Below are 24702 nucleotides of genomic sequence, written 5' to 3' on the forward strand. Positions count from 1 at the left end.
ATAAAAAAAGTTAAAAAAAATAAAATGAATAGAAGAATTATTCTTCTATTTCTTCATCTTCTTCTTGTTTGGTCATAGATAATGGAGTGAATTCATCTTCCTCTACGACATCTTTTAATTTGAGAGTTTTTTGAACATCCATAGCTAATGCATCACAATCTGCCTTAATAGCGTTTAAGTGCAATAAGATTCTTTCCTTTTCTTGGTTGATTCTTTTGATGTTAGTGTATGGATAGGTTGATTCCTTAAGCATCTCATACTCAATGGTAGTGTATGGGTAGTCATTGAGCTGCTCACATACTTGCTTGAGGATATCTCCCAAGAACTTGTTCATTTCAACTTTTACTCTTTCCCTGATCATTTTGTCATCATCAAGGTTTTGTTTCATTAAACGAACAACTTCTGCTTTAGCAAAAGGTAAGTTTTCTTCTTCTTCCTCTTCGATTTCAATATTTTCAATTTCTTCTTCAGCCATAAATAACGACTCCTTAATAAATATTTTAAATTTTATTAATAATTAATTACAACTGAATTATTAACTGGCTAATGCAATAATTAGTTCATAAAAATTTATCAATTCATAAAAATTATTTTGATGAATGCAATAAAAATTTCAATATTAATAAAATTTATTCAAATTAAATTTAAATCATGAAAAGCAAGTGAAATCTAAATTTAGATAAAAAATTATTTTTATTTTTCAATAAAAAATGATTTAAAATCTAAAAAAACCATTTGCTTATCTAGATGTAATAATATATTTGTTTAAAGGAATATATAAAGGTATCGCATTATTTTAATTTTATGATTAATTTTTCATATAGTTATTGAGTAAACTATATGAATAATTATAGCAAAAATCAATAATTTTGATGGTATGAAAAAATTGAAAAATCCCTTTTTTAAAATTATGAATTTTGTTTAAAATATGAAAATTATCAATTGAAAAATTAATTAAAAATGTTGTAAAAAATAGAAATAGTATACTATGTTTAAAACAATAATGAAAATAGAAAAATTATAATTTAATAAATTTAATAAAAATAAATGAAAAATAGAAAAATAATAAAAATTAAAAAAATTTAATTTTGATAATTAATTTAGTCTGCACAAGGATCTAAATTAAATGCATATCTGTATTCTTGGTTTACAAGATTGGAACCTTCGAATCTTCCATCGATAATGCTTGAAATCTTTTCAATTGCATCAAGGGAAAGCTCCTTTCCTTCTGCAATTGGGAAAAAGAAAGTGATTACATCATCGGTTATGAGATAATTCAATTCGAAATCTTCCTTTTCAAATTCGCCTTTAAATACTTCAGTGAGTTTTTCTTCAATATTCTTTTCAAGATCTGCCATAATTTCACCTCATATTAAAAGTTATATTTACATTAAACAAGATAGCATATAAACTTATCCATAAGCCCATAAGCCGAAAGCCTTTTTAATCCATATCCAAACTGAAGTTCAAACTGCTTGCCTGATGGGTTATGGAACCTAATGATATGATGTCAACATCCAATGGAGCATAATCCAGAATATTGTCTTCTGTGATTCCTCCGGAAATCTCAATCAATACATCTTTCCTCAAATCCTTTTCCTCTAATGCATCTAGAGTATCTTGAGCTTCCTCAGGAGTCATATTGTCAAACATGACAATGTCTGCACCGTTTTCACAGGCAATGATTGCATCTTCAATTGATTCAACTTCAATCTCAATCTTTTTGGAAAAGCTGTTGTTCTCTTTGGCCAATTCAAGGGCTTCCTTCACTGAACCGACAACGGCAATATGATTGTCCTTAATCAATATCATATCGTCCAATGCAGACCTATGAGGGTCTCCGCCACCGATGGAAATAGCCAATTTGTCAAACTTCTGAAGTGCAGGTGCAGTCTTACGGGTTCCAGCAACCCTTATCTTAGGATTTAGCTCATGCACCTTCTTTACAATCCTATTGGTCACGGTAGCCACACCAGACATTCTCATAAGAAGATTAAGTGCAGTTCTCTCTAAAAGAAGAATCTTTCGGGCATTTCCTTCAAGCTCTAAAAGAATGTCTCCTTTGGAAATCCTATCCCCATCCTTTTTAGAGGAAATGATCTTAATGCCATACTCTGAAAACATTTCCTTTATGATTTCAATTCCTGCAAGGATTCCATCATCCTTAGAGATCAGTTTAGCATAAAATACCTTATCTTCTGGAATTAAGGCATTTGAAGTGATATCTCCAAAACCTTCATCTTCCCTAAGCATATACCTTATAATTTCATCCATTCTTACACCAAGATATTAAAAATTATTAAACTTATAAATTATACATTTTAAAAAAATATTCTAGAAATTAAATTCAATTAAGATAATATATGTTTCATAGTATTAATATATTTTATATATTTAAATTAACATAATATTAATCATAAAATAAAAACAATAATCTGATTCAACTATTCCAAACATCGAATAGACAATAAAATTCAAGAATTCAAGTGATTTTATGGAAATTACATTTTTAGGAACTTCATCTGCTGTGCCTTCAAAATATAGAAACCATGCGGGAATTATCTTAAAGTACTTTAAGGATACACTGCTATTTGATTGCGGTGAAGGAACACAAAGACAATTGACTTATGCTAAGATAAGCCCTATGAAAATAGACAAGATATTCATAACCCATTTTCATGGAGACCATATCTTAGGCTTGGCAGGACTCATTCAATCCATGGGCTTTAGAGGAAGGGAAGATGATCTGGACATCTACGGACCTAAAGGATTGAATAAGATACTGAATGTGATTTCAAATTATGGATTCTTCCAAATAAACTTCAATATCAATGTTCACGAAATAGGGGAAGGAACAGTTGTTGAAACAGAGGAATACATCATAAAATCAGTTCTTGCAGAGCATAATATTGAGAATCTTGCCTACTCCATCTATGAAAAGAAAAAGCCTCGCTTCCTAAGGGAAAAGGCCATTGAGCTTGGAGTGCCGGTAGGCCCTGCCTTTGGAAAGCTTCACAGCGGCCAAGAGGTTGAAGTGGATGGAAAGATCATCAAGCCTGAGCAAGTCTTGGGCCCGCCGAGAGCAGGCAAAAAGGTGACATACTCCGGAGATACAAGGCCTTGCGAACAATTGATTGAACTTGCACGTGACAGCGATGTATTGATTCATGAAGCAACCTACGAAGATGCAGACAGGGACAGGGCAATTGAAAATTGCCATTCCACATCAAAGGAAGCTGCAGAAATAGCTAAAGAGGCAAATGTGAAACTATTGGTGCTCACACATATGAGCACAAGATATACAACAGACTTGAATATCAAGGAAGAGGCCAAGGAAATATTTGAAAACACTGTTGTGGCCAATGACTTTACAGAAATAAACATTGGAAAGGATAAGACAACTATAAACTTCAAGAATATTCTAACTGTAAACAATGAATGAAAGAATCATGATTAAATTTTAATTAAAATGGATAATGAAAGGTGGTTAAATGGATTACGCTTCCCAGATATTAGAAATACTTCTTCATCTTTTCAATTTTAGAAATATTCTCTATATCCTACTGATTATCATAGGCGGAATCATAATCATAAGACTAGGGGATAGGGCACTTAGCAAGATAGAGCATAAATTTGACTTGAATCTCACCGCCCATTATTTATTTAAGGACATATTGAAATACACAGTGATCATCATAGCCATCGCATGGATACTGCATGTTCTTGGAATCAACTTGGAAAGCATCATAATCAGTTTAGGTGTTGTAGGTATTATAATAGGACTTGCATCCCAGGACATTGTCTCCAACTTCATTTCAGGAATCTTTGTAATCAGCGATAAGAAGATCCAAGTTGGAAATGTCATTGAAGTCAATGATTTCAAGGGAACCATCAAGAAAGTCGGATTTAGAAACACCCATATGATAAATCAGGACAACTATGAGATAACAATTCCAAACTCTGTCTTAGCCAAGAACATCTATAAGATGTATAAGCCAACTGAAGACCACAGACTTAGGATAACTGCAGTATTGCCTCATGGAATGAACTTGGATGAATTCAAGGCGGACCTTGATAAGAAAATGTATTCCTACGATTGGGTCGTTAAGGACAAGACCACGTTCTTTTCAAAGGACTATACTGAATGGGGTCCTAAAGTAGAGGTTAGCTACTGGATTACAGAATATAAGTATATTGACTGTGGAAAGATAAGAATCCTAGAAAACATCAATAGATTAGCTGATGAATATAGGAAAAACAGAAGAATAAAAATCAAATATAAAAAATAAATTGAAAAAAACTTGAAAATAGAATAAATTTTAAAGAGATATAAAAAAATAACAATCGTTAATTTTTTATGCATAAAGAACTAAAATAATATCATATAATAAAAAATCTCATGATAATAACTAATAAAAAAGGGTTAGAATATGACAAATGAATTACAAGAAGAAATTATTCAATTGAAAGAGGAAAAGAATGCAATTATCCTCGCACACAATTACCAACCAAAGGAAATTCAGGAAATAGCTGATTTTCTTGGAGACTCATTAGAATTATGCATAAAAGCAAAAGAAGTGGATGATAAGGAAATCATCGTCTTCTGTGGTGTAGACTTCATGGCAGAGACCGCTTATATGCTAAACCCTGACAAGAAGGTATTGATTCCAGATATGGAGGCAGAATGTCCTATGGCACATATGCTTACTGGTGAGCAAGTTAGAGAAGCTAAGGAAAAATACCCTGACGCTGCGGTTTGCCTATACGTAAACAGTCTCGGTGAGGCAAAAGCCCAATCAGACATACTCTGTACCTCTGGAAATGTAAAGAAAGTTGTTGAAAGCATTGAACAGGACACAATCCTATTTGGACCTGATAACAACCTTGGTGAATTCGTACAGCCATTCACTGACAAAAAGATCATTCCAATTCCAGGTGACGGACACTGCTATGTGCACAAACTGTTCCATAAGGAAGACATAGAGGATGCAAGGAAGAAATATCCTAATGCAGACATCATCATTCACCCTGAATCCAATAAGGATGTTCAAGAGCTTGCAGACTATGTCTTAAGTACTGGAGGAATGCTCTCACATGTAAGGGACAGCCCTAAGGACGAGTTTGTCATTGGAACTGAAGTGGACCTCATTACCAGACTTGAATCTGAGTTCCCTGACAAAACCTATTATCCATTGCTTGAAGGAGCTATCTGCAAAAACATGAAACTTCATACTCTTGAAAAGGTAAGAGACTGCCTTAAGAATGAAGAGCCAAGAATAGTCGTTCCGGATGAAATAGCTGAAAAATCAATCAATGCAATTGAAAGAATGCTCGAAGCATCTAAATAAGAATAGTAAAAATAGTAAAATAACTAGATAAAAAGAAATATTCTTTTTATCCTTTCTTTTTTTTAAAAATTTTAATAAAAATAAAAACTTTTTTTGAAAAATAATTAAAAAACTCTTTTTTAAAATTAAATGAAAATTGAAAATTATTTCATGTCTTCCAGGAAACTTGATATGAAATAGGTCATTTCAATTTCCTCTCTTTTTATGAAATCATCGATTTTGAAATGTGCATCATCTGAAGCAAATGGGAAGAACTTTCTGGAATAAAATATATTGAGGAGCAGATCGCCATCTTCAACAACAGTCTCTCCTTCCAGATTATTCAATAGGAATTCCAATTCCTTATCGCTTAAGCCAGATGCCCTATAGGTTACATAGTGCATTTCATCTTCAGTCTCGCCATAATCCTCAACTTTAACGCTTAACATATAATCTCCCTCAAATAGAATATGTTCCTTAAAAGTTTAATAATTTTCTAAATCTTAAAAAATAATTAAGTCCATAAATCAGTTATGAACATTGGACTTGCGTCATCTGCCTTTTCAAATCCGCAATGTTCATAGAACTCTATCTCGTCATTATAGGAAACAACCACAATACGCAAATAATCATTGTACTTGTCAGTTACCCTTTTGAGCAATTCCTTTCCAATGCCTTTTCCCTGATAATCAGGCCTGATGAGAACATAATGAACATAAGCGGTCATTATTCCATCATCCATTGCAGAGACAAGACCAACTAACTTATCTCCATCCCATGCAGAATAGACTGTTTCAAAGTTTTTCATGGCAATAACAAGCTTGTCTGGAAAATGGCCTGAAGACCAGTCCACTGATAAGAATAAATCCTCTAAATCTTTTTCTTCAAAATCATGAATGTCTTTGTAAGTTATTTCCATAATAACACCTGAGAATAATCTTTAATTGTCTCTGAATTCCTTAATGAACTCTTCCAAGTCATCCTTTATCTTAAATAATTCGCTTGAGCCGACATGGCCCATGCAAGAATCAAAGATAAGCAGTTTATTGTCTTTGATCATTTTGCTCATTGGAATCGCATCCAGATTTGGTGGGAAGTATTGGTCCTGATTAATTGCTATTATCAGCACTTTTGCAGTGATATTTTCCAACTGATCAGTCAAATCATAATCCAAGGAAGAATTGTTCATATAAATCAAATCATTAGGATCCTCTTCCAAGCTTTCCTCTGCAAATTCCGCCATGGCCTCTTCAATCTCCTTATTGCTCATGTTATTGCGGTATTCCTCCCTTGATAAACCGTAACAGTACATCGCATCTGATGAAAGCTTCAAGCTTCTCTTTAATGAGTCTGAAATAGGAAGCTCATATGCTCCATCATTATAATCAGGGTCTGAGACTAAAATATTGTTCATTATCTTTGATAAGGCATAATTATGTCCCCCTACCTTAAAGCTGCTTACAAGAGAAATAATGAAGTCAACGGAATCGGGATAAACACATCCCCAAGTCAAGACTTCAAATCCTCCCATAGAGTTTCCTATAAGCCCCTTGACATGAGTGATTCCGAATTTCTCTTCAATGAACTGCTTCTGGAAGTTTACCATATCTTCCACATCATATTCTGGAAACTTATTCATTAGCCCTGTTGTGGAAGGACTTGCAGAATTCGGACAGCCAAGGGCACTGCATGATATGAAGAAGAACTTATCCGTATCAAATATCTCTCCGACACCGATATCTTCAGAAATACGCTTTACAGAGTAACAGCTGCCACTGGAACCGTGGAAATATATCAATGCATTTGAAATGATTCCATTATCATCATACTTTGGAGTTCCGAAAGTGATATACTCCACCTTTGCATCTTTCAACACTTCACCATTTTTAAACTTAAATTCTGGAATATTGAAATGCTCCGCTTCAATAGCTTCTACATCAAACATACACTCGCCAAACCTTATTTTTCCAATCCTAATAACTTAGCTGCATTCTCATAAAGAATCAGATTCCTTTCCTCATCTGTCAAATCGATTTTGTTGAACATTTCCATCTCGCTCACTGATTCCCACATTGGAAAATCAGTTGCCCATAGAACCTTATCCGCACCGTATGCATGAATCAAGTCCTTTGCAGTCTCGCTAGACAATGAATAGAGGCTTGAACTGCAGTCTACAATCAGATTAGGTGTTCCTGCCAATTCCTCAGTGGCCTTTTCCCACATGCTCCATCCTGCAAAATGAGCTCCAATGACAGTAAGGTCAGGGAAGCTTTCAAGGAAAGGCTTTAAATGTTCGGGATTTGAATAATTATACCTGAAATCACCGCAATGAATCATGATAGGCAATCCCCTTTCATTGATTGCCTCACCCATTTTAAAGGCCCTTTCCTCATTCAAGGCAAACTGTTGGAAATCCGGGTGAACCTTGACTCCTTTCAAGCCGAGTTCAATAATATAATCTAGATCCCCTTCAATGTCTTCACTATCAGGATGCAATGTTCCAAAGCCTGTAAATAAACCGGGATGGGATTTTACTTCAAAGCTGATGAATTCATTGATGGATTTGACTTGCTTCGGAGTTGTTGCAACTGAATGGATAAGGTAATGTACAACCCCTACCTTATTGCCGTCTTCAATCAAATCATCCACAGTTCCATTCAAAGACATGTGAAGGTCATAGAAATCACGTATTCCCTTAACGGCCTTTGCCGCAATCTTATCCGGATAAATGTGACAATGTGAATTAATTACTTTCTGCATTAGATCCTGCTCCCTTTCACTTTTCCTTTAATCAATCTGTCCACATAATATTCAATATATCCATATGCAATTACAGAACCTATGAAACCGCCTATGAGCATACCGTAATAAATTCCACGCTCTCCCATATTAAATACGAATCCTAGGAGATAAGCAAATGCCAATACAAGAACAAATTCCCTGAATGTGGTTAAGATAAAGGAAGTTGTTCCCTTTCCAAGGCCTTGGAATACATTCCCTGCACTTGCACCAAATGGAACATACAATATGAAGAGGCACATCAATTGGATAAATCCTGCAATGAGCGGCAATAGCTCAGCACTCGCTTCTGAATATGAGAAGATATATGATACCTGATTTGCAAATACAAAGAGCAATATGCAAACGATAATGGAAGATATCAAACCTAACTTCACTGAATATCTTAAGGTGGTTCTGATGTTTTCATATTTCTTTGCACCATATGCAACACCGGAAACGGTAATCGCCGCAGTTCCAACACCGATAGCAGGCAATAGTCCTAAGGCAATAACTCTCCATCCTGCGGTATAAACCGCCACTGCGACAGAGCCTGAAACTATAGTGAGCATGAAATTAACAGTGATTGCAAGTGCAGACATGATCAATTGTTCCAGACTTGCTGGAATTCCTACAGCCAGAATATCCTTATACATAGTCAAATCATTATGGAAATCCTTTTTATTATAGGATAAATATGTGTCTTTCTTAATGAAGATCCAATAAAGCATCATGCAAAGACCGAAGATAGGGGCCAATCCTGTTGCAAAAGCAGCACCTGAAATTCCCCAACCGAATATGTAAATGAATATCGGGTCTAAGATCATGTTGATGACTGCCACAATGGCAATAGGCAAGGTTGCTCTTTTGACATCCCCTTCAGCCCTAAAGGCTCCTCCAAAAATAGGTGGAATCAAGATAGGGGCAGTGAAAAGGAATACAATCATACCATAATCCATAGCATAATCCAATACGGCACTTGCTCCCATAATCTTCAATAGAGATTCCAATGATAAGAGCAGAATGACTGTAAGAACTAGTGAAACAATTACACTTAATATGGCAGAGTGAATGGCTGCATTGTTTGCATCATCTCGCCTTTCAGCACCTATGAAACGGGAAATAAGGGAAGTTGCACCTGCACCGATACCATTTCCAATTCCCACAAGCACCATGAAGAGCGGTGTGACATATCCGATTGCAGCAAGTGGATCCGGACCAAGCCCTGCAACCCAAATACTATCTACAATATTGTTTAAAAAAATCAAAAACATACTGGCTATCAAAGGCCAAGCAAGCTTATTGATTGCCTTTTTAGGGTCTCCTGTAATCATTTCAACATTTTCATTCATTTCCATAATAATCATTTCCTAACTATTAATAATATATAGATAGTAATATATAAAATGTTAAGAATTTAAATTTTAATTATGGGAATTCATTCTTAATTTGAAATAGATTTTTTAGGAATGATGATTAATCAAAAAAGACTAAAATTAATTAAATTTATAAAAAATAAAAACAAATATTGATTAGTAAACTATTTATTAAAAATAAAAATTTAAATACAAATTTTAAACTGATAAAATGAAATATAAAATATTGGAAAACCCCAATTATGAGGAAACCTATGAGCTCATTGAGGAAGGACTTAGGAAAAAGGCAACCATATTGCTTTTTGCATGCTGTAGAGTCAGCTATGAAGGCCGTGCATTAAGCGAACTTGATTACGGTGAGAGAATCATCATGATGAAACCTGACGGCTGCTTCCTGATTCACCAGGACAATAAGGTGGATCCAGTCAATTGGCAGCCTCCAAAATCAAGGCCAAGAGCATATATCAAAGATGAAATACTCTTTTTGGAAAGCCATAGGCGCAGTCCTCCTGAAAGGTTGGAAGTTGAGGTAAGGAAAGTCCATTATGCCAACTATAACCTAATTGAAGATTATGAGGAGCTTGAAAGAGCAGGCTATGAAAAGGATATGGGAGATATGATTTGGGAAAAGCCTCACATAATCGAAGAGGGATTCAGACCGACAGTAAGGGAATATGCCACTGAACATGGATTTATAGACATATTAGGCAAGGATAGCGAAGGAAACCTGATGGTCTTGGAATTGAAGGCACGTAAAGCTGGAGTGGCTGCTGTTAAGCAGATAAGAAGATATCTGACTGATTTTGAAAATAAGGAAAATAAAGAAATCAAAGGCAGAAACGGAGAGAAGCAGAAAGTCAGAGGAATACTTGTAGCCCCTTCAATAGGTGATGATGCCCTTGAACTGTTGGAAGAGGAAGGAATTGAATTTGTAGCCATAGAACCTCCAAGAGAACTTAAAAGAGATAAAAAAGTAACTCTGGATGCCTTTGGATAAATAAAACTAAAAGAATATATCTTGTGAAAAACAATTATAATATACTAATTAATATACTGATTAATAACTGATTATTATGGATTTCATTTCAACATTATTGATTGCAATTGCACTTGCAATGGATGCATTCAGCGTTTCACTTACAAAAGGATTCACCTTAAAGAAAATCACTAAAAGCCAAATCCTATGGTTTGCAATATTCTTTGGAGGATTCCAGGCATTCATGCCAGTACTTGGATGGTTAGGCGGAATCCAATTGGAATGGCTAATTACCACTTTTGCGCCATGGGTTGCATTCATTCTACTTCTTCTGATTGGTTCAAATATGATCAGAGAGAGCTTATCTGGTGATGGAGAAGCGGAAGAAGATTCAGATAACTTTTCCTTTAAAGAACTAACTCTCCTTGCAATAGCTACAAGCATCGATGCATTTGCAGTTGGAATAACCTATGCGGTATTGAATACAGACATTCTGATTCCAATAATAATGATTGGCGTTACAGCATTCATATTTACAATCATTGGGCTTTATTTAGGTAAAAAAATAGGAAATTACTTTGGAGGCAAGTTTGAAATACTTGGTGGAGTGATCTTAATATTGCTTGGTGTGAAAATCCTTCTTGAAGGACTTGGAATATTGGTTTTATAAATTAATAAAAAAAGAATTAGAAAAGATTTTGATCAAGGTTTTTGACCGAAGGTCAAAAAGCTTGGTTATATGTTTAATACAAATCTTTCTCCGCTTAATTCTTTTAGACGCTTTATCTCTTCCATCTGATGCCTTTTGGCAAAATCATTGTATGGCTTTGGAGATAAGGTGTGTCCATCATACTCCAACTTATAAATGACAAATTCATCAGTGTCCAAAGCTATTGTGTCCTCTGCTCCCTTCAATTCGACACTGTTCAATTCATCCATAATCAATTCATGCTCTTTTTCTTCCAATTCTATAAGCTCATCAATGTCTCTTGAAGCAAAGCTTGGATTGAATTGCATAGCCAAACCGATCATCCCATTGATTTCCTTTCCTCCAATCTCAAAAACAGAAGCCCTTATATGATCCATATGCTTTACCATATGGTCTAAAGTCGGTTTGGTTACTGGGATTTCACTTGCAGTTCCTAAAATGTTTATCTCATAATCATTTTCCCATTTTCCAATCTTATAAACTGCATAATTGATATTATCACATTTAATCTCTTTTTCTTCAGCCATTTTATCACATTTATAATTTTAAAAATAAGTTAATTAAATCTTTTTAACTAGATATTATTTTCTTATTACTAAATAAAATAGTTTACTTAAAAGAATTAGAAATATCTTAAATTTTAAATAAGATTAAATAAAAACATAATAATAGTATATTAATTTATATTAATAATTTAAATTAATCTTTATTCTAATTATCAAAGTAGGAGGTTAAAATTTGGTAAAATATTGTCAAGAGTGTGGAAATGCAAGTTATGACAGTGCACCGATTTGTGGTAACTGTGGTGCTAAACTGCCTCCAAAATCTGAAGCAAATGCTAGACCACCTAAATTAGACGGACAATACAAACCTGGAGTGATCACCAGCACCAACGATTCAATATTCGCTGGCAAGTCCTCTGGATTTGGAAAAGGATTGTCTGATAAATTAGGCGGATTCGATTTAAGCAAATTCAGCAGCGTTGCTAAAGAGAAAGAAGAAAGTCATGCTCAAACCCAAGTAAGTTCAAAACCTTCATTCAGCAAAACCGCAACTGAAGGATTTAAACAGAAGGATAAGGGAATAAAAGACCCTGCTAAGAAATTCGGCACTCCAAAGACCGAAGAAAACGCAAAAGAAATCAAAAAGGAAAGTCCTAAGAAAGAGAAAATTAAAATTCCTAAAAAAGAGAAAAAAGAGAAGAAGGCCAAAACCAAAGTCATTGAAAAATCAGAACCTGCTGGTTCCGGCATCAATATCAGAAAAATAGCAATTGTCGCTATCCTGGCGATAATCATTCTCTTGATTGCAGGAATTGGATTCAATGGACTCCAAAACCAAACTACTGATGAAGTAAAAACATATACTGATGGCATTATCAACTTTGACTATTCTGGAAACTGGTCCATGTACAACAATACAAATGGAAACGGCAATTCCAGTGATATTGCATTTAAGACCAAAGATAATACCTTAATTGGATTCACTACAATTCAAAGCGATGACATCACATATGATAAGATCATAAGCGATGTCAATGCGACTGCACAATCCTTGAATGGAGAGGTTTTAGAAGCGAAAACTGTTGATGTTGGCGGAATTCCATCCCTGGAAATGACAATAAGCACTGCAGACCAAGGATATTCAAGATATATCTGTACCTTACGTGATGGAGTATACTACAGCTTTGTCATAAACAATGGAAAATCCAACAACAAGGACATCAGTGCTTTGAATACAACTGAAATCCAAAATATGATTAATAGTATTAGTTTCCCAACAGAGGACTATGCTGGTGCAGATGGTGCTACAGCAGCTTAAAACTAATCTATTAATTTTTTATTTTTTAACTTCCACTTGAAAATAATTCTTTCTTTTTTATTTTTCTTTTTTTTAATCTTTAACTGATTTTAAATTTTTCTATTTTTAATATTTATATACAAATTCTCGAGGTAAAAAACATGAAATCAATTAAAATAGCCCTTTGCCAAATGAATGTGGTTGACAATAAGGAGAAAAACATAGATAAGGCTATTCAAATTATTAAGGAATCCAAACAGCAAGGAGCTGATTTGGCTGTTCTTCCGGAAATGTTCAATTGCCCTTATGAAAATGAGAAATTCATAGAATATGCTGAAGAATTAGCTGACAGCAAGACTTTAAATGAAATAGCTGAAATTGCAAAGGAAGAGAACATTCATGTTCTAGCAGGATCAATTCCTGAACTTGAGAGGAATAAAGAAACTGAATCCATATACAATACTGCAGTTTTCTTTGACAATAAAGGAAAAATATTGGGAAAACATAGGAAAATGCATCTTTTTGACATTGACGTTAAAGGCAAGATCTATTTCAAGGAATCTGACACCTTAAGTGCAGGAAATGAATTTACAATAATAAAAACCGATTTGGCCACAATAGGAATTGGAATCTGCTATGACATAAGATTTGTTGAACTGTCAAGAATAATGGCATTGAATGGTGCAGAGATACTGATTTTCCCAGGAGCATTCAATTTAACAACCGGCCCTGCACATTGGGAGCTTCTATTCAGATCAAGGGCATTGGACAATCAAGTTTATGCAATAGGAGTGGCACCGGCACTTGATAAGGATGCAAGTTACAATTCATATGGACATTCAATAGCTGTCAATCCATGGGGAGAAGTGATTGAAGAATTGGATTACAACGAAGATTTAAGAATCGTTGAAATAGACCTGGATGAAATAAAAAGAGTTAGAGAAGAGATTCCAGTTTTAAAGAATAGAAGAGCCGATTTATACGAATTAAAAGAAAAGTAAAAAAATGTTCATGAAAAAAACATGAAATTTCATGAAAAAAAATAAAAATAGAAAAAGAGGAAGAAAATCCTGAAAATTAATAAAAAATAATTAAAATTAAATAAAAAAATTTTAAAATTTATTTCATTTTAGCCAATCTTTTTTCAAAGTAAGGCAATTTCTTTTCATTATCCGCAAACACTTCACATGCGGTTTCCAAGACTCTCACTTCATTGTCATAGTCATTCTCTTTTCTGTAAAGGACACATAACCTTTTATATGCTGCATCTTTTGGCTGTTTTGATTCAACATACCTTTCATATTCCTTAATCGCCTTTTTAAGGTTGGCCTCTTCCATTTCCTTGATGGTGCTCATTGGAATGACTTTTACAATTGCTTTTCCTGATGCCTTGGCCTTTTTCCTCTTTTCAGCCTTTTTGATTGCCTTATTGCAGGATTTCTTAAAGTCCTTATCGTCTTCAGTCTTTCTTGCCTGCTTGATTAATTTAATGGATTCGTCAGTTGCCAAATCTCCCAAAGCTTGAATTGCAGCCAATTTTACACCCCAATCCTCATCTTCAAGACATTTTGCAATATTATCAAATTCATCTTCAGCTTGAAGCTCACCTAATGATCTGACAGCCACTTTTCTTACTCCGAAATCCTCATCATCAAGGGATTCGACAAAATAAGGAATTACCTTCTCATCTTCAGTTTCCTTAAGTGCAAATGCAAGGAATCTTTTATCCTTTCCTTCTGATTTGGTGAATTCCTCAATCAGTTTATCTACAGCTGCATCCCCCATGTTTCCCAAAATCTCTGCAGCCTTAAAACGAACCTGCGCATTTTCATCCTTAGTGGCTTGAATCAATGGGTCGATGATTGCCTCATCATTTACATTTTCCAAGCTTGCAATAGCTGATTTTCTGGTAGCTACATCCTCATCCTTCAATGCTTCAATAGCTTCTTCAATTGATAAGTTTCCAACCATAATAAATCCTCATTAAATAAAAATTGAAATTGTAAATCAATAAAAATTAAAAATAGTCATGAAAAATAAAAAATTCATGCCATCAAACTAAATTTTTAATTTAATAATATTTAAGTTAAAACTAATATTTAAATTAATTCGGATAAAAAACTTAAAGTTAAACGAATTATTAACTAAACTATAAACGAATTATTAACTAAACTATAAAATAAATAAATTACATAAAATAATTAGTACAGTATTTAAAACAGAAGATTAGATATAAATTATACCACCAAATAAGAATTGATAATATGATAAGAAAACAGACAAAAAGTTATTCAAAAAAAGAGATTTATAAAAATCTCCATCCTTACGTAAAAGAATGGTTTGAGAATAACTTTGATGACTTTACACCTGCACAGAAACAAGCGATTCCTGAAATTCATAAGGGAAAGAACATACTTGTCTCATCACCAACAGGATCTGGAAAGACTCTGACCGCTTTTTTATCAGTCATAAATGAATTGACCGAACTTGCCGATAAGGGAGAGCTTGAAGATAAAGTATACTGCATTTACATATCTCCACTAAAGGCTTTGGACAATGACATTGAAAGGAACCTGGACCAGCCACTTAGGGAAATAGAAAAGATAGCTAAAAAGCCTTTGGGAATTAGAAAAGCCGTAAGAACCGGAGACACCACCCAATACCAAAGAACAAAAATGTTGAAATCCCCTCCACATATCCTAATTACAACTCCCGAAACATTGTCAATACTCCTCGTCGCCCCTAAATTCAGGGAAAAGCTTTCACATGTGAAATATGTGATAGTGGATGAGATTCATTCATTGGCTGAAAACAAGAGAGGAGTCCATTTAAGCTTGTCTCTTGAGAGATTGCAGCATCTGATAGGGGGATATACAAGGATTGGACTCTCCGCTACAGTCAGCCCCCTTGAAGAGGTTGCAAAATTCCTTGTTGGATACGAATACGGAATAGAAAGGGACTGCATTCTAGTTGATATAGACTATCTGAAGGAATTGGATATAGAAGTCATCTCTCCAGTTGACGATATTGTAATAGCTGACGATGAGGATACAAGGATGGCAACCTATGCACTGATTGATGACCTGGTGATGGAACACAAGACAACATTGATATTCACAAATACCCGTAGCGCAACTGAACGCTACGTTTATAATCTTAAAAAGCTCTATGGAGAGCACTTCAACAACAGTAACATTATGGCTCACCACTCCTCACTATCCAAGGAATCAAGATTGGAAACCGAGGAAAAACTCAAAAAGGGAGAACTGAAAGCCGTAGTGTCCTCCACATCACTTGAACTTGGAATTGATATCGGTTATATCGACCTTGTAATACTGATCAACTCTCCGAAATCAGTTTCAAGGGCATTGCAGAGAATAGGCAGAAGCGGACATAGGCTGCATGAAAAGTCAAAGGGAAGAATAATCGTTACAGATAGGGACGAACTTGTGGAATGTTCCGTGCTATTGAAGAATGCAAAGGAAGGGAAAATCGACAATATTAAGATTCCAAAGGACTGCTTGGATGTGCTTTCACAGCATATCTATGGAATGGGAATCGAAAACCCTTGGGACATTGACTATGCCTATGATGTAATTAGAAAAAGCTATTGCTATAAGGACCTAGAAAGGGACGACTACGAAGATGTCCTAAGCTATTTGGCAGGAGAATATGTGGAGCTTGAAGAGCGTTACGTTTATGCAAAAATCTGGATTGACTATAAGGAAAATACCTTTGGAAAGAGAGGAAAACTGGCAAGAATGCTTTATTCAACAAATATAGGAACAATCCCAGACCATTCTGCGGTAATCGTAAAATGTGATGGCGAGGCAATCGGCAAGGTTGAAGAGGGCTTCATGGAAAAGCTAAAAAAAGGAGACAGCTTTGTCCTCGGTGGAAGAACATATAAGTTCAATTATGGAAAGGGAATGACAATCAATGTCTCTCCGGCATCAGGACCACCTACAATTCCTTCATGGTATTCCGAACAGCTGCCTCTGGCATTTGACCTTGCAGTTGACATTCAAAGGTTCAGATACATTCTTGAAAGCAAGTTCCAATATGGAAGGTCCAAGGAGGAAATAATAGAATTCCTCCATGAATACCTTTATGTTGACGAATTTGCGGCAAATTCCATTTACGAATACTTCAATGAACAGTTCCTATATGCCCAAATCCCACATAAGCAAAAGCTTCTTGTTGAGTATTATACAGGTTTTGGAGGAAGGAAATTCGTTGTTTTCCATAGCCTGTTCGGCAGAAAGACAAATGATGCGATTGCAAGGGCTGTGGCTTATGTTGCAAGTGACAGAAACAAAAGGAACATTACAATTTCAATCACAGACAATGGATTCTATTTAAGCTCAGACGGCAAGATGGGTGCATTGGAAGCGTTGAAGAGACTGACTCCGACCAATTTTGAGAACATATTGATAAGGTCACTTGACAAGACCGAAACATTGGCTAGCAGATTCAGGCATTGCGCCGGAAGATCCCTTATGACATTAAGAAGGTATAAGGGTCATGAAAAGTCTGTAGGAAGACAGCAGGTCAGAGGAAAGATATTGCTCAAATACATTCAGGAAATGGACAATAATTTCCCAATCCTCAAGGAATCAAGAAGGGAAGCCACTGAAGATTATATGGACATAAAAAATGCGAAAAGGGTCATTTCATGGATCCATAGCGGAGAGATGGAAATAAAGACAATAAATACAATCATTCCAAGTCCATTTGCATTCAATCTCGTCTCACAGGGATACCTTGAAGTCCTGAAACAAAATGACAAGTCTGAATTTACCAAAAGAATGCATAGGGCAGTCATAGAGAAAATAAAAGAGCAAATGGAAAATGATTATTATTGAAAAATTTTATTAATATGAACATATTTTAAAAATTTTTAAATTAAAAAAACTTAAATTAAAAAAGTAAAGTTTAAATACTTGATGACTATATTTAAATACGTAATAAATTATAATAAATGAAACTATTGTAATTTAAAGATTTAATGTAAAAATGAGGTGATATGATGGCTAAGATGAACTCAGTTATTTTAGGGTTTCTATTGACATTAGTCGTTTATTTATTCTTTGGACATTATGAATTCTGGGGTCTTTTGATTGTGGGATTCATTGTCGGATACATGGCTCACGAAGGAATACTTGGAGGAATGTGGAATGCAGCACTTGCAGGAGCATTCGGAACAATTGTAGCATCCGTCCTATTCATAATACTTGTTACCATAGGTGGAACCGCATTGATGGGACCTCTTGGAGGACTTACCGGATTTACCATCTCTGGAATTTCAAGCCTGTTTGTAATTATCTATAATATAATCAAATATATGATAGTTATGGGAATAACCGGTGCTCTCGGTGGAGCCTTATCTAAAGAGAAAAATTAATATTTTTTAATTTTTCTTAAATTTATTTTTTCTAATCTTTTCTATTTTTATAATCTTTTTTCACTATTTTTCGTTTTAAAACCAGTTTTATCTTTATCTTTCCCATTTTCATCAATTGAAAATCCTTATTTTATTAAAAAAATATTAAACTTTAAATTATATGAAAAATAAAAAATTAATAAGAAATTGAATAAAAGATAATTATTTTAATAAAGATATAATTTTTTAGTTTTAGGTGATTTAATGGTAGATGCAGAGAAGGCAAGGAAACCTAAAGGAAACAGGAATAAAAACACTAATTTACCAGACATAGATTTAAAGTCATTAATATTCGGTGCAGGAGCATATGCGTTTTTCCCGCTTGTTGCAAATCAATATGGGATAGATCTTTTAATGGCATTTGCAGCTATTGGACCGCTTTACATCGGTTATCAGGCAAAATCATATCTTAAGGCTGTTCTTTTAGGTATTGTCGGTGCGACACCATTATTGTATTTGGCATTCGGAGGGCTTTTAGGAGCTTATACCCCTACAGAAATAGGGGATTTGATAACAAGCGTTGCAATATTAGGTCTTGGTGCATTGATGGCATTCTTTGGAGCTTACCTCTATCAGGAAAGAGCAAGGGCTAAAGAGGAATATGATGCCGCAAAAGGAATTAAAGGCACTAAAAATGTTCCTATAGAACCTAAAGAGAAAAAGTTCGAAGACACTGGTGATGTCAAAAAGAACATTGCAAACCTATTCCTTCCAAAAAGCAGAAGGAAAAAATAATCTAAAAAGAATCAAAACCAGATAAAAAAATCAGTATAAAAATTTAAAATAAAAAAAGTTAAAAAAAAGAAATAAGAAAAGAGAATTAAATTTATGTAATAATCTTTTCAAATCCGCCATTTTCGAGTGCATTCTTGATTTCACGTGCAACTCTTCTTCCCATACTCATACCTTCACCATATTTGAGGTAACTGTATGAAGAACCTTCCATGAAGGTGTTTGTACCACCATCAGTTCTTGCACTTGTTTCAAATACAACAACTTCAAGGTTATCGTTTACAAGAGTTTGGATACAGAATGGACCGTTTAAACCAGGCTTTACTAATTCTGCAGCACTTTTAACCAATTTGTCACCGATTTCAAATGCTTGTGGAAGCAATGATTCCCTCATTACAACAGGGTGGTTACCGGTTACAACATAGGATGGGCTGATGTCAATGGATAATTGGTCTTTAGCAGGCATTCTTACGAATCCGTCAATGCTGGATTCATATCTGCTGTCCATACCCATAAGTTCAACTTCATCATTCAATGCTGAGTAGAAGTAGTGGATACAGTAGTTACATCCGGATACGTACTCTTCAATGTGAGCTTGTTCAACATCTGCATCTTCAATCCATCCACGTTCTTTCATTGCATCGATCTTTTCATTAAATTCTTCAGGAGATGAAGCTACAAAGTATCCTCTTCCACCTCTTGCTCCAGGGAATTTAACCATTACAGCACGGTCAATTTTTGCAGGGTCGTCATATTTCATTGGGATTCTGATTTCACCGTTTACGAGCAATTTTCTTTCCAAGTCTCTTTCAGCTTCCCATCTTAAGATGTCTCTGTTACCGAACATTGGCACATTGAACTTATCTTCAACATTGTCTAAACCTGCATATGCAACAAAAGATCCATGAGGAATGACGATTGCGTTCATGTCTCTTAATTTTTGTTGAACATCTTCGTTTACAATGTCTTCGAACTTATCGACAATGATATATTCATCTGCAACATCAAAACGTTGATAAGGAACTTCCCTGCCTTTTGCACATACAATAGCAGTTCTAAATCCTTCCTGTTTAGCACCGTTAAGAATATGCAAAGAAGTGTGACTACCTAAAGTTGCGATAGTGATATTGTCTTTATCATATCCTTCCAAAATCTCCAATATTTTTTCTTTACTAACTTTTCCCATTTTTAATCTCCTGAACGAAATATTTTTCTCAGAAATGAATCATAAATATAACAAGATATTTATCGATAATAATATTATATTTTTATAAACTTATAAAGTTTTATTATTGAAATTTTATTGCTATGATATGAAACTAAATTAATTTCTAATTTTTAATAGAAAATAGTAAAAAATAATAAAAAATAATAAAAAATTAGAGTAAAATAAGGAAATTCCAAAAAACTATATAATTTATATTAAACAAATTTATTATTGTTAGACCAAATAATAGATTATTCAAATTATTAACAAAATATTCAATGTGAAAATATGCTAATCGGATTAATATCAGACACCCATATTCCAGATAGAAGAGTAAAGCTTCCTCAAACAGTTTTGGAAACCTTTGAAGGAGTGGATTTGATCATTCATGCAGGAGACATAACAAGCGGGAGCGTCATGGATGAACTTGAGGCAATAGCTCCTGTAGTTGCAGTTGAAGGGAATATGGACAGGGTCCATGGAGACATTGATTTGCCTGTTTCAAGGGTTATTGAAGTGGAAGGCCATAAGATTGGAGTGATACATGGAGAGGTTTATCCTAGAGGAGACACACAGCAATTATATTACCACGCACTCCAATTGGAAGTGGACATTCTAGTAAGCGGACATTCACATGTGGCACAGCTTGAAAAGATAAAAAATGTCATTTTGGTAAATCCAGGAAGTCCGACAAATCCAAGACTGTCTGATCCGTCTGTTGCATTGATGGAAATAAATGGAAACGATATCAGCATAGAATTCGTTCAAACCGGAAGGCCTGTCTGTTCAGCATTGAATTTCTATGAAGAGAAAGCCAAAAAGGATAAAGAAAAATAAAGGAGGGTTAAGATGGGAAGCAAATGGCAAATGGAAAAGAAAAATGACCCTTATTATAAAAGAGCTAAAAGTGAAGAATACCGTTCAAGAGCATCATATAAACTCAAGCAACTTGATAAGAAATACAAGATCATTAAGGAGGGAGACACTGTAGTGGACTTAGGTGCAGCTCCTGGAGGATGGTCTCAGGTTGCATTGGAAAAGGTAGGGGAAGATGGAATCGTAGTGGGAGTTGACTTGAATAGGATCAAGCCATTCCGCGAACCTAACTATTATGGCATTAGAGGGGATTTCACAAAGGAAATCGTACAGGAAAAGGTCATGGAATTGACAAATGGAAAGGTAAAGGTCCTGATGTCAGACGCCGCACCTTCCTTGACAGGAGTGAAGGACTTGGACCATTTAAGATCCGTTGACCTTGTTGAAGCAGTGTTCAAGATTGCAAATAACATCCTTGAAACCGAAGGGAATCTGGTAATCAAGGCATTCCAAGGCCCTGAATACAAACGTCTTTTAGACAGCATCAAATATGATTTCAGGAAAGTGAAGTCAACCAAGCCTCCATCCTCAAGACAAAGAAGCAAGGAAATGTATATTGTAGGATTAGGCTATAGAAAAGGACCTAAAAATAAAAAATAATTATCTGAAAAATATAAAAAACTTAAAAAAATAGAAAAAAACTAAAAAATGACCATTCTACAAAATATAAAATTTAAATTAAAATTAAAACTAAAAAAAATAAAAAAAGTAAGTTAAATAAATTATTATTTAACTGATAAACTATTATACGCTTCTTGAGCTATTTTTAAATCATCTTTTGCTTGTTGCAATCTTTTATCAACTTCTGAAGCCGGTTTTTTCATCGATAATGCACTTTCAACATCACTTATATCATTTTGAACCCTTACAAGTTCCACCTGTGCATTCACATATTCTCTTTCCAAAGTGATATTGTTCATGGCATAAATCTTATTTCCAGTATCATTGTATAGAACCTCTAAATCAGCATAATCTGATTTCAATTGAGCCAACTGATCATATTGGGTACCTGAAGAGATACCTCCGGTCAAGCTGGAAGAGACTAAACTGAAACCAACATAAGCTATTGCAGCCACAGTAGCTATAATCATTATAACCCCTAAAACTGAAATTAGCATAGAAGTTGATTTGAATAGATTCAATCTTGATTTTCTCATAAATTCACCATAATATTATTTAAAAAAATAAACTAGCGTTACTATTAGTTTTAAATTTACATATATTTAAAATTATCAATTGATTAGAAAAATAAGAAGGGATTAAAAAATTATAATTAAGAAGTGAAATTATAATCAAACAGTAAAATTATAATGAAATCAAAACAATTTTTCAATATGATTATAATTAAAATTTAAAAAATTAAATAAACTTTTATAATATTAAATATAAAAACTATATTACAATGAATTCCACTAACAAAACAAAAACATCACTTGCAAAATTTGAAGAGTTTTTCTCAACAACTTACAAGGATGATGTATTTGAAATTTTAGAAAAATATCCTGATGAAAGGTCACTTACAGTCAATTACGAAGACTTGGAGATGTTTGATCCTGATTTGGCGGATTTGTTGATAGAAAAGCCTGATGAAGTAATTGCAGCTTCACAGAAGGCTATCAAGAATATCGATCCGTTAATGAAAGATGCCGAACTCAATATCAGATTTGAAAATCTTAACAATAACATTCCATTAAGCGACTTATTGAGTAAATACATCGGTAACTTTGTATCTGCTGATGGAATTGTAAGAAAGACTGATGAGATTCGTCCTCGTATTGAAACAGGAGTATTTGAATGTAGAGGTTGCATGAGACTTCATGAAGTGGAACAAACCTCTGGAAACCGCATTATGGAACCTTCATTATGTAGTGAATGTGGTGGAAGATCCTTCAGATTGCTTCAAGAGGAATCCAAATATATCGATACACAAAGCGCTAGAATGCAGGAACCTTTGGAAAACCTATCTGGAGGAACCGAACCAAAACAAATGCTTATGGTTCTGGAAGACGATTTGGTAGATGAATTGAATCCTGGAGATAAAGTCAGAATCACAGGAACCTTAAAGACATTTAGGGAAGAGAGAAGTGGAAAATTCAAAAATTACATTTACGTAAATCATATCGAACCATTGGAACAGGAATTTGAGGAATTGGAACTTAGTGAAGAGGATGAAGAAAAAATATTGGAATTATCTAAAGATCCTCATATACACGATAAGATCATCAATTCAACTGCACCCTCAATCAAAGGACACAGACATGTGAAGGAAGCTATTGCATTGCAGCTCTTCGGTGGGGCAGTTAAGGATTTGGAAGATGGAACCCGTCTGAGAGGGGACATTCACATTCTTATTGTTGGGGACCCTGGTATTGGTAAATCCCAGATACTCAAATATGTTTCAAAATTAGCTCCAAGAAGCGTATACACCAGCGGTAAAGGTACATCTGGTGCAGGGCTGACTGCAGCGGCAGTTAGAGACGAGCTTGGAGGATGGTCCCTTGAAGCAGGTGCATTGGTGCTTGGGGACCAAGGTAACGTATGTGTTGACGAATTGGATAAGATGCGTTCAGAAGACAGATCTGCACTTCACGAAGCATTGGAACAGCAAACAGTAAGTATTGCAAAAGCGGGAATCATGGCAACATTGAATACAAGATGTTCCGTTCTTGCAGCGGCAAACCCTAAATTCGGTAAATTTGACACTTATAAGGCTTTAGCATCCCAAATTGACTTGCCTTCCCCAATCCTATCTCGTTTCGACTTGACATTTGTACTTGAAGACAAGCCAAATGTGGAAAAGGATAAGGAATTGGCCCAACATATTCTTAAGACACACCAATTTTCCAACATAGCATATGACATAGAGCCTGAATTGCTTAGAAAATATATTGCTTATGCACGTAAAAATGTTCACCCTGTACTTACAGATGGTGCAACAAAAGTTTTAGAAGAGTTTTACGTATCCGTAAGAAGCGGTGCCGTGGAAGAGGATGCACCAGTGCCAATCACTCCAAGGCAATTGGAGGCCACCATCCGTTTAGCTGAGGCCAGTGCAAAACTCCAACTTAAAGATGAAGTGGAAGCTTCAGATGCCCTTAGAGCTGTAAGCTTGCAAAAATGGTGTTTGGAAAAAATCGGAATGGATCCAGATACAGGCAAAATCGATATTGCAAGAGTTGAAGGAAGAACACCGACCTCTGAAAAAAATAAGATGAATACTGTGATGGCCGAGATTGAAACATTGGAAGAGGAATTTGATAATGTTCCAGTTAATATTCTAAAAGAACATCTTAGCGAAAACTTCAGTATAAGTGAAGAGAAGACTGATGAAATCTTAAAAACACTCAGATCTAAAGGGCTTATCTACGAACCTCGTCATGGCCAAGTAAAAACACTGAAGGATTAAAAAAATTAAATTTTTTGCTTGATTAATTTCAAGCATTTTTCTATTTTTTAAAGAATTTTTAAGCAATTTCAT

General features: G+C 34.7%; 25 protein-coding genes. 13 read left to right on the forward strand and 12 right to left on the reverse strand.

What is annotated here, in order from left to right; genetic code table 11:
* Window positions 1-37: 37 nt before the first annotated feature.
* The 3 genes from IJE13_RS03700 to nadC form a co-directional block, all read right to left on the reverse strand.
* Entirely contained in the window at window positions 38-475 is a 438-nt protein-coding gene (locus IJE13_RS03700) for a hypothetical protein (protein WP_292777229.1), read from the reverse strand.
* A 625-nt stretch (window positions 476-1100) separates the two neighbouring features.
* Entirely contained in the window at window positions 1101-1358 is a 258-nt protein-coding gene (locus tag IJE13_RS03705) for a hypothetical protein (RefSeq protein WP_292777231.1), read from the reverse strand.
* Between the two features lie 85 nt (window positions 1359-1443).
* Window positions 1444-2274 carry a carboxylating nicotinate-nucleotide diphosphorylase gene (nadC, locus tag IJE13_RS03710; RefSeq protein ID WP_292777233.1) on the reverse strand — a complete coding sequence of 277 codons (831 nt, stop codon included), beginning with the start codon at window positions 2272-2274 and terminating at the stop codon, window positions 1444-1446.
* A 220-nt stretch (window positions 2275-2494) separates the two neighbouring features.
* Between nadC and rnz the strand changes: the two genes are divergently transcribed.
* From rnz to nadA, 3 genes are all read left to right on the forward strand, one after another.
* A complete protein-coding gene (gene rnz / locus IJE13_RS03715; RefSeq protein ID WP_292777235.1) occupies window positions 2495-3442 on the forward strand; it encodes a ribonuclease Z in 948 nt (315 codons plus the stop codon).
* Between the two features lie 49 nt (window positions 3443-3491).
* Window positions 3492-4289, forward strand: a complete 798-nt coding sequence (locus IJE13_RS03720; RefSeq protein WP_292777238.1) for a mechanosensitive ion channel domain-containing protein — start codon at window positions 3492-3494, stop codon at window positions 4287-4289.
* A 141-nt stretch (window positions 4290-4430) separates the two neighbouring features.
* Complete coding sequence (nadA, locus tag IJE13_RS03725; protein ID WP_292777242.1) at window positions 4431-5348, forward strand: quinolinate synthase NadA; 918 nt, start codon at window positions 4431-4433, stop codon at window positions 5346-5348.
* Window positions 5349-5491: 143 nt separating this feature from the next.
* Here nadA and IJE13_RS03730 read toward each other — a convergent pair whose 3' ends face one another.
* The 5 genes from IJE13_RS03730 to IJE13_RS03750 form a co-directional block, all read right to left on the reverse strand.
* Window positions 5492-5776, reverse strand: coding sequence for a DUF5750 family protein (locus IJE13_RS03730; protein ID WP_292777244.1), 285 nt, complete (start codon window positions 5774-5776; stop codon window positions 5492-5494).
* A 65-nt stretch (window positions 5777-5841) separates the two neighbouring features.
* A complete protein-coding gene (locus tag IJE13_RS03735; RefSeq protein ID WP_292777247.1) occupies window positions 5842-6246 on the reverse strand; it encodes a GNAT family N-acetyltransferase in 405 nt (134 codons plus the stop codon).
* A gap of 21 nt (window positions 6247-6267) precedes the next feature.
* Entirely contained in the window at window positions 6268-7272 is a 1005-nt protein-coding gene (locus tag IJE13_RS03740) for an alpha/beta fold hydrolase (RefSeq protein ID WP_292777250.1), read from the reverse strand.
* Window positions 7273-7286: 14 nt separating this feature from the next.
* A complete protein-coding gene (locus tag IJE13_RS03745) occupies window positions 7287-8087 on the reverse strand; it encodes an amidohydrolase family protein (RefSeq protein WP_292777252.1) in 801 nt (266 codons plus the stop codon).
* Window positions 8087-9463 (reverse strand): MATE family efflux transporter, encoded by a 1377-nt coding sequence (locus IJE13_RS03750; RefSeq protein ID WP_292777255.1) that lies wholly within the window; start codon window positions 9461-9463, stop codon window positions 8087-8089. The genes IJE13_RS03745 and IJE13_RS03750 overlap by 1 nt, the downstream gene beginning before the upstream one ends.
* Before the next feature lie 229 nt (window positions 9464-9692).
* Between IJE13_RS03750 and nucS the strand changes: the two genes are divergently transcribed.
* Both nucS and IJE13_RS03760 read left to right on the forward strand, forming a co-directional pair.
* A complete protein-coding gene (nucS, locus tag IJE13_RS03755) occupies window positions 9693-10478 on the forward strand; it encodes an endonuclease NucS (RefSeq protein ID WP_292777257.1) in 786 nt (261 codons plus the stop codon).
* Between the two features lie 76 nt (window positions 10479-10554).
* Window positions 10555-11127 (forward strand): manganese efflux pump MntP family protein, encoded by a 573-nt coding sequence (locus IJE13_RS03760; protein ID WP_292777259.1) that lies wholly within the window; start codon window positions 10555-10557, stop codon window positions 11125-11127.
* 65 nt (window positions 11128-11192) lie between these two features.
* Here the strand turns inward: IJE13_RS03760 and IJE13_RS03765 are convergent, their stop codons facing one another.
* Window positions 11193-11693, reverse strand: coding sequence for a hypothetical protein (locus tag IJE13_RS03765; RefSeq protein WP_292777262.1), 501 nt, complete (start codon window positions 11691-11693; stop codon window positions 11193-11195).
* 211 nt (window positions 11694-11904) lie between these two features.
* Here IJE13_RS03765 and IJE13_RS03770 point away from each other — a divergent pair, with 211 nt between their 5' ends.
* Window positions 11905-12987 carry a hypothetical protein gene (locus tag IJE13_RS03770; protein WP_292777264.1) on the forward strand — a complete coding sequence of 361 codons (1083 nt, stop codon included), beginning with the start codon at window positions 11905-11907 and terminating at the stop codon, window positions 12985-12987.
* 140 nt (window positions 12988-13127) lie between these two features.
* The gene (locus IJE13_RS03775; protein ID WP_292777266.1) at window positions 13128-13967 is read left to right on the forward strand and encodes a carbon-nitrogen hydrolase family protein; all 840 of its coding nucleotides are present in this window, start codon (window positions 13128-13130) and stop codon (window positions 13965-13967) included.
* 118 nt (window positions 13968-14085) lie between these two features.
* On the opposite strand, the gene IJE13_RS03780 is transcribed toward IJE13_RS03775, so the two are convergent.
* Window positions 14086-14937, reverse strand: coding sequence for a HEAT repeat domain-containing protein (locus IJE13_RS03780; protein ID WP_292777268.1), 852 nt, complete (start codon window positions 14935-14937; stop codon window positions 14086-14088).
* 293 nt (window positions 14938-15230) lie between these two features.
* Between IJE13_RS03780 and IJE13_RS03785 the strand changes: the two genes are divergently transcribed.
* The 3 genes from IJE13_RS03785 to IJE13_RS03795 all read left to right on the forward strand — a co-directional run bounded on the left by IJE13_RS03785 (window position 15231) and on the right by IJE13_RS03795 (window position 19144).
* Window positions 15231-17831 (forward strand): ATP-dependent helicase, encoded by a 2601-nt coding sequence (locus IJE13_RS03785; RefSeq protein ID WP_292777270.1) that lies wholly within the window; start codon window positions 15231-15233, stop codon window positions 17829-17831.
* A 164-nt stretch (window positions 17832-17995) separates the two neighbouring features.
* On the forward strand, window positions 17996-18370 hold the full coding sequence (locus IJE13_RS03790; RefSeq protein ID WP_292777272.1) for a DUF5518 domain-containing protein: 375 nt from the start codon (window positions 17996-17998) through the stop codon (window positions 18368-18370).
* 243 nt (window positions 18371-18613) lie between these two features.
* Window positions 18614-19144 (forward strand): hypothetical protein, encoded by a 531-nt coding sequence (locus IJE13_RS03795; protein ID WP_292777274.1) that lies wholly within the window; start codon window positions 18614-18616, stop codon window positions 19142-19144.
* A gap of 91 nt (window positions 19145-19235) precedes the next feature.
* Here the strand turns inward: IJE13_RS03795 and IJE13_RS03800 are convergent, their stop codons facing one another.
* Window positions 19236-20327, reverse strand: a complete 1092-nt coding sequence (locus IJE13_RS03800) for a formate--phosphoribosylaminoimidazolecarboxamide ligase (RefSeq protein WP_292777276.1) — start codon at window positions 20325-20327, stop codon at window positions 19236-19238.
* Between the two features lie 309 nt (window positions 20328-20636).
* Between IJE13_RS03800 and IJE13_RS03805 the strand changes: the two genes are divergently transcribed.
* Together IJE13_RS03805 and IJE13_RS03810 are read left to right on the forward strand one after the other, a co-directional pair.
* Window positions 20637-21185 carry a metallophosphoesterase gene (locus IJE13_RS03805; protein WP_292777279.1) on the forward strand — a complete coding sequence of 183 codons (549 nt, stop codon included), beginning with the start codon at window positions 20637-20639 and terminating at the stop codon, window positions 21183-21185.
* A 12-nt stretch (window positions 21186-21197) separates the two neighbouring features.
* A complete protein-coding gene (locus IJE13_RS03810) occupies window positions 21198-21824 on the forward strand; it encodes an RlmE family RNA methyltransferase (protein WP_292777281.1) in 627 nt (208 codons plus the stop codon).
* A gap of 125 nt (window positions 21825-21949) precedes the next feature.
* Here IJE13_RS03810 and IJE13_RS03815 read toward each other — a convergent pair whose 3' ends face one another.
* Window positions 21950-22381 carry a hypothetical protein gene (locus IJE13_RS03815; protein ID WP_292777283.1) on the reverse strand — a complete coding sequence of 144 codons (432 nt, stop codon included), beginning with the start codon at window positions 22379-22381 and terminating at the stop codon, window positions 21950-21952.
* Between the two features lie 245 nt (window positions 22382-22626).
* Between IJE13_RS03815 and IJE13_RS03820 the strand changes: the two genes are divergently transcribed.
* A complete protein-coding gene (locus IJE13_RS03820; RefSeq protein WP_292777285.1) occupies window positions 22627-24630 on the forward strand; it encodes a minichromosome maintenance protein MCM in 2004 nt (667 codons plus the stop codon).
* The last annotated feature ends 72 nt before the right edge of the window (window positions 24631-24702 follow it).

Source organism: Methanobrevibacter sp., from assembly GCF_017410345.1.
GTDB lineage: Archaea > Methanobacteriota > Methanobacteria > Methanobacteriales > Methanobacteriaceae > Methanobrevibacter.

Coding starts and splice junctions, on each gene's coding strand:
- IJE13_RS03700 (WP_292777229.1), bottom strand. CDS start 475: ATGGCTGAAGAAGAAATTGAAAATATTGAAATCGAAGAGGAAGAAGAA.
- IJE13_RS03705 (WP_292777231.1), bottom strand. CDS start 1,358: ATGGCAGATCTTGAAAAGAATATTGAAGAAAAACTCACTGAAGTATTT.
- nadC (WP_292777233.1), bottom strand. CDS start 2,274: ATGGATGAAATTATAAGGTATATGCTTAGGGAAGATGAAGGTTTTGGA.
- rnz (WP_292777235.1), top strand. CDS start 2,495: ATGGAAATTACATTTTTAGGAACTTCATCTGCTGTGCCTTCAAAATAT.
- IJE13_RS03720 (WP_292777238.1), top strand. CDS start 3,492: ATGGATTACGCTTCCCAGATATTAGAAATACTTCTTCATCTTTTCAAT.
- nadA (WP_292777242.1), top strand. CDS start 4,431: ATGACAAATGAATTACAAGAAGAAATTATTCAATTGAAAGAGGAAAAG.
- IJE13_RS03730 (WP_292777244.1), bottom strand. CDS start 5,776: ATGTTAAGCGTTAAAGTTGAGGATTATGGCGAGACTGAAGATGAAATG.
- IJE13_RS03735 (WP_292777247.1), bottom strand. CDS start 6,246: ATGGAAATAACTTACAAAGACATTCATGATTTTGAAGAAAAAGATTTA.
- IJE13_RS03740 (WP_292777250.1), bottom strand. CDS start 7,272: ATGTTTGATGTAGAAGCTATTGAAGCGGAGCATTTCAATATTCCAGAA.
- IJE13_RS03745 (WP_292777252.1), bottom strand. CDS start 8,087: ATGCAGAAAGTAATTAATTCACATTGTCACATTTATCCGGATAAGATT.
- IJE13_RS03750 (WP_292777255.1), bottom strand. CDS start 9,463: ATGGAAATGAATGAAAATGTTGAAATGATTACAGGAGACCCTAAAAAG.
- nucS (WP_292777257.1), top strand. CDS start 9,693: ATGAAATATAAAATATTGGAAAACCCCAATTATGAGGAAACCTATGAG.
- IJE13_RS03760 (WP_292777259.1), top strand. CDS start 10,555: ATGGATTTCATTTCAACATTATTGATTGCAATTGCACTTGCAATGGAT.
- IJE13_RS03765 (WP_292777262.1), bottom strand. CDS start 11,693: ATGGCTGAAGAAAAAGAGATTAAATGTGATAATATCAATTATGCAGTT.
- IJE13_RS03775 (WP_292777266.1), top strand. CDS start 13,128: ATGAAATCAATTAAAATAGCCCTTTGCCAAATGAATGTGGTTGACAAT.
- IJE13_RS03780 (WP_292777268.1), bottom strand. CDS start 14,937: ATGGTTGGAAACTTATCAATTGAAGAAGCTATTGAAGCATTGAAGGAT.
- IJE13_RS03785 (WP_292777270.1), top strand. CDS start 15,231: ATGATAAGAAAACAGACAAAAAGTTATTCAAAAAAAGAGATTTATAAA.
- IJE13_RS03790 (WP_292777272.1), top strand. CDS start 17,996: ATGGCTAAGATGAACTCAGTTATTTTAGGGTTTCTATTGACATTAGTC.
- IJE13_RS03795 (WP_292777274.1), top strand. CDS start 18,614: ATGGTAGATGCAGAGAAGGCAAGGAAACCTAAAGGAAACAGGAATAAA.
- IJE13_RS03800 (WP_292777276.1), bottom strand. CDS start 20,327: ATGGGAAAAGTTAGTAAAGAAAAAATATTGGAGATTTTGGAAGGATAT.
- IJE13_RS03805 (WP_292777279.1), top strand. CDS start 20,637: ATGCTAATCGGATTAATATCAGACACCCATATTCCAGATAGAAGAGTA.
- IJE13_RS03810 (WP_292777281.1), top strand. CDS start 21,198: ATGGGAAGCAAATGGCAAATGGAAAAGAAAAATGACCCTTATTATAAA.
- IJE13_RS03815 (WP_292777283.1), bottom strand. CDS start 22,381: ATGAGAAAATCAAGATTGAATCTATTCAAATCAACTTCTATGCTAATT.
- IJE13_RS03820 (WP_292777285.1), top strand. CDS start 22,627: ATGAATTCCACTAACAAAACAAAAACATCACTTGCAAAATTTGAAGAG.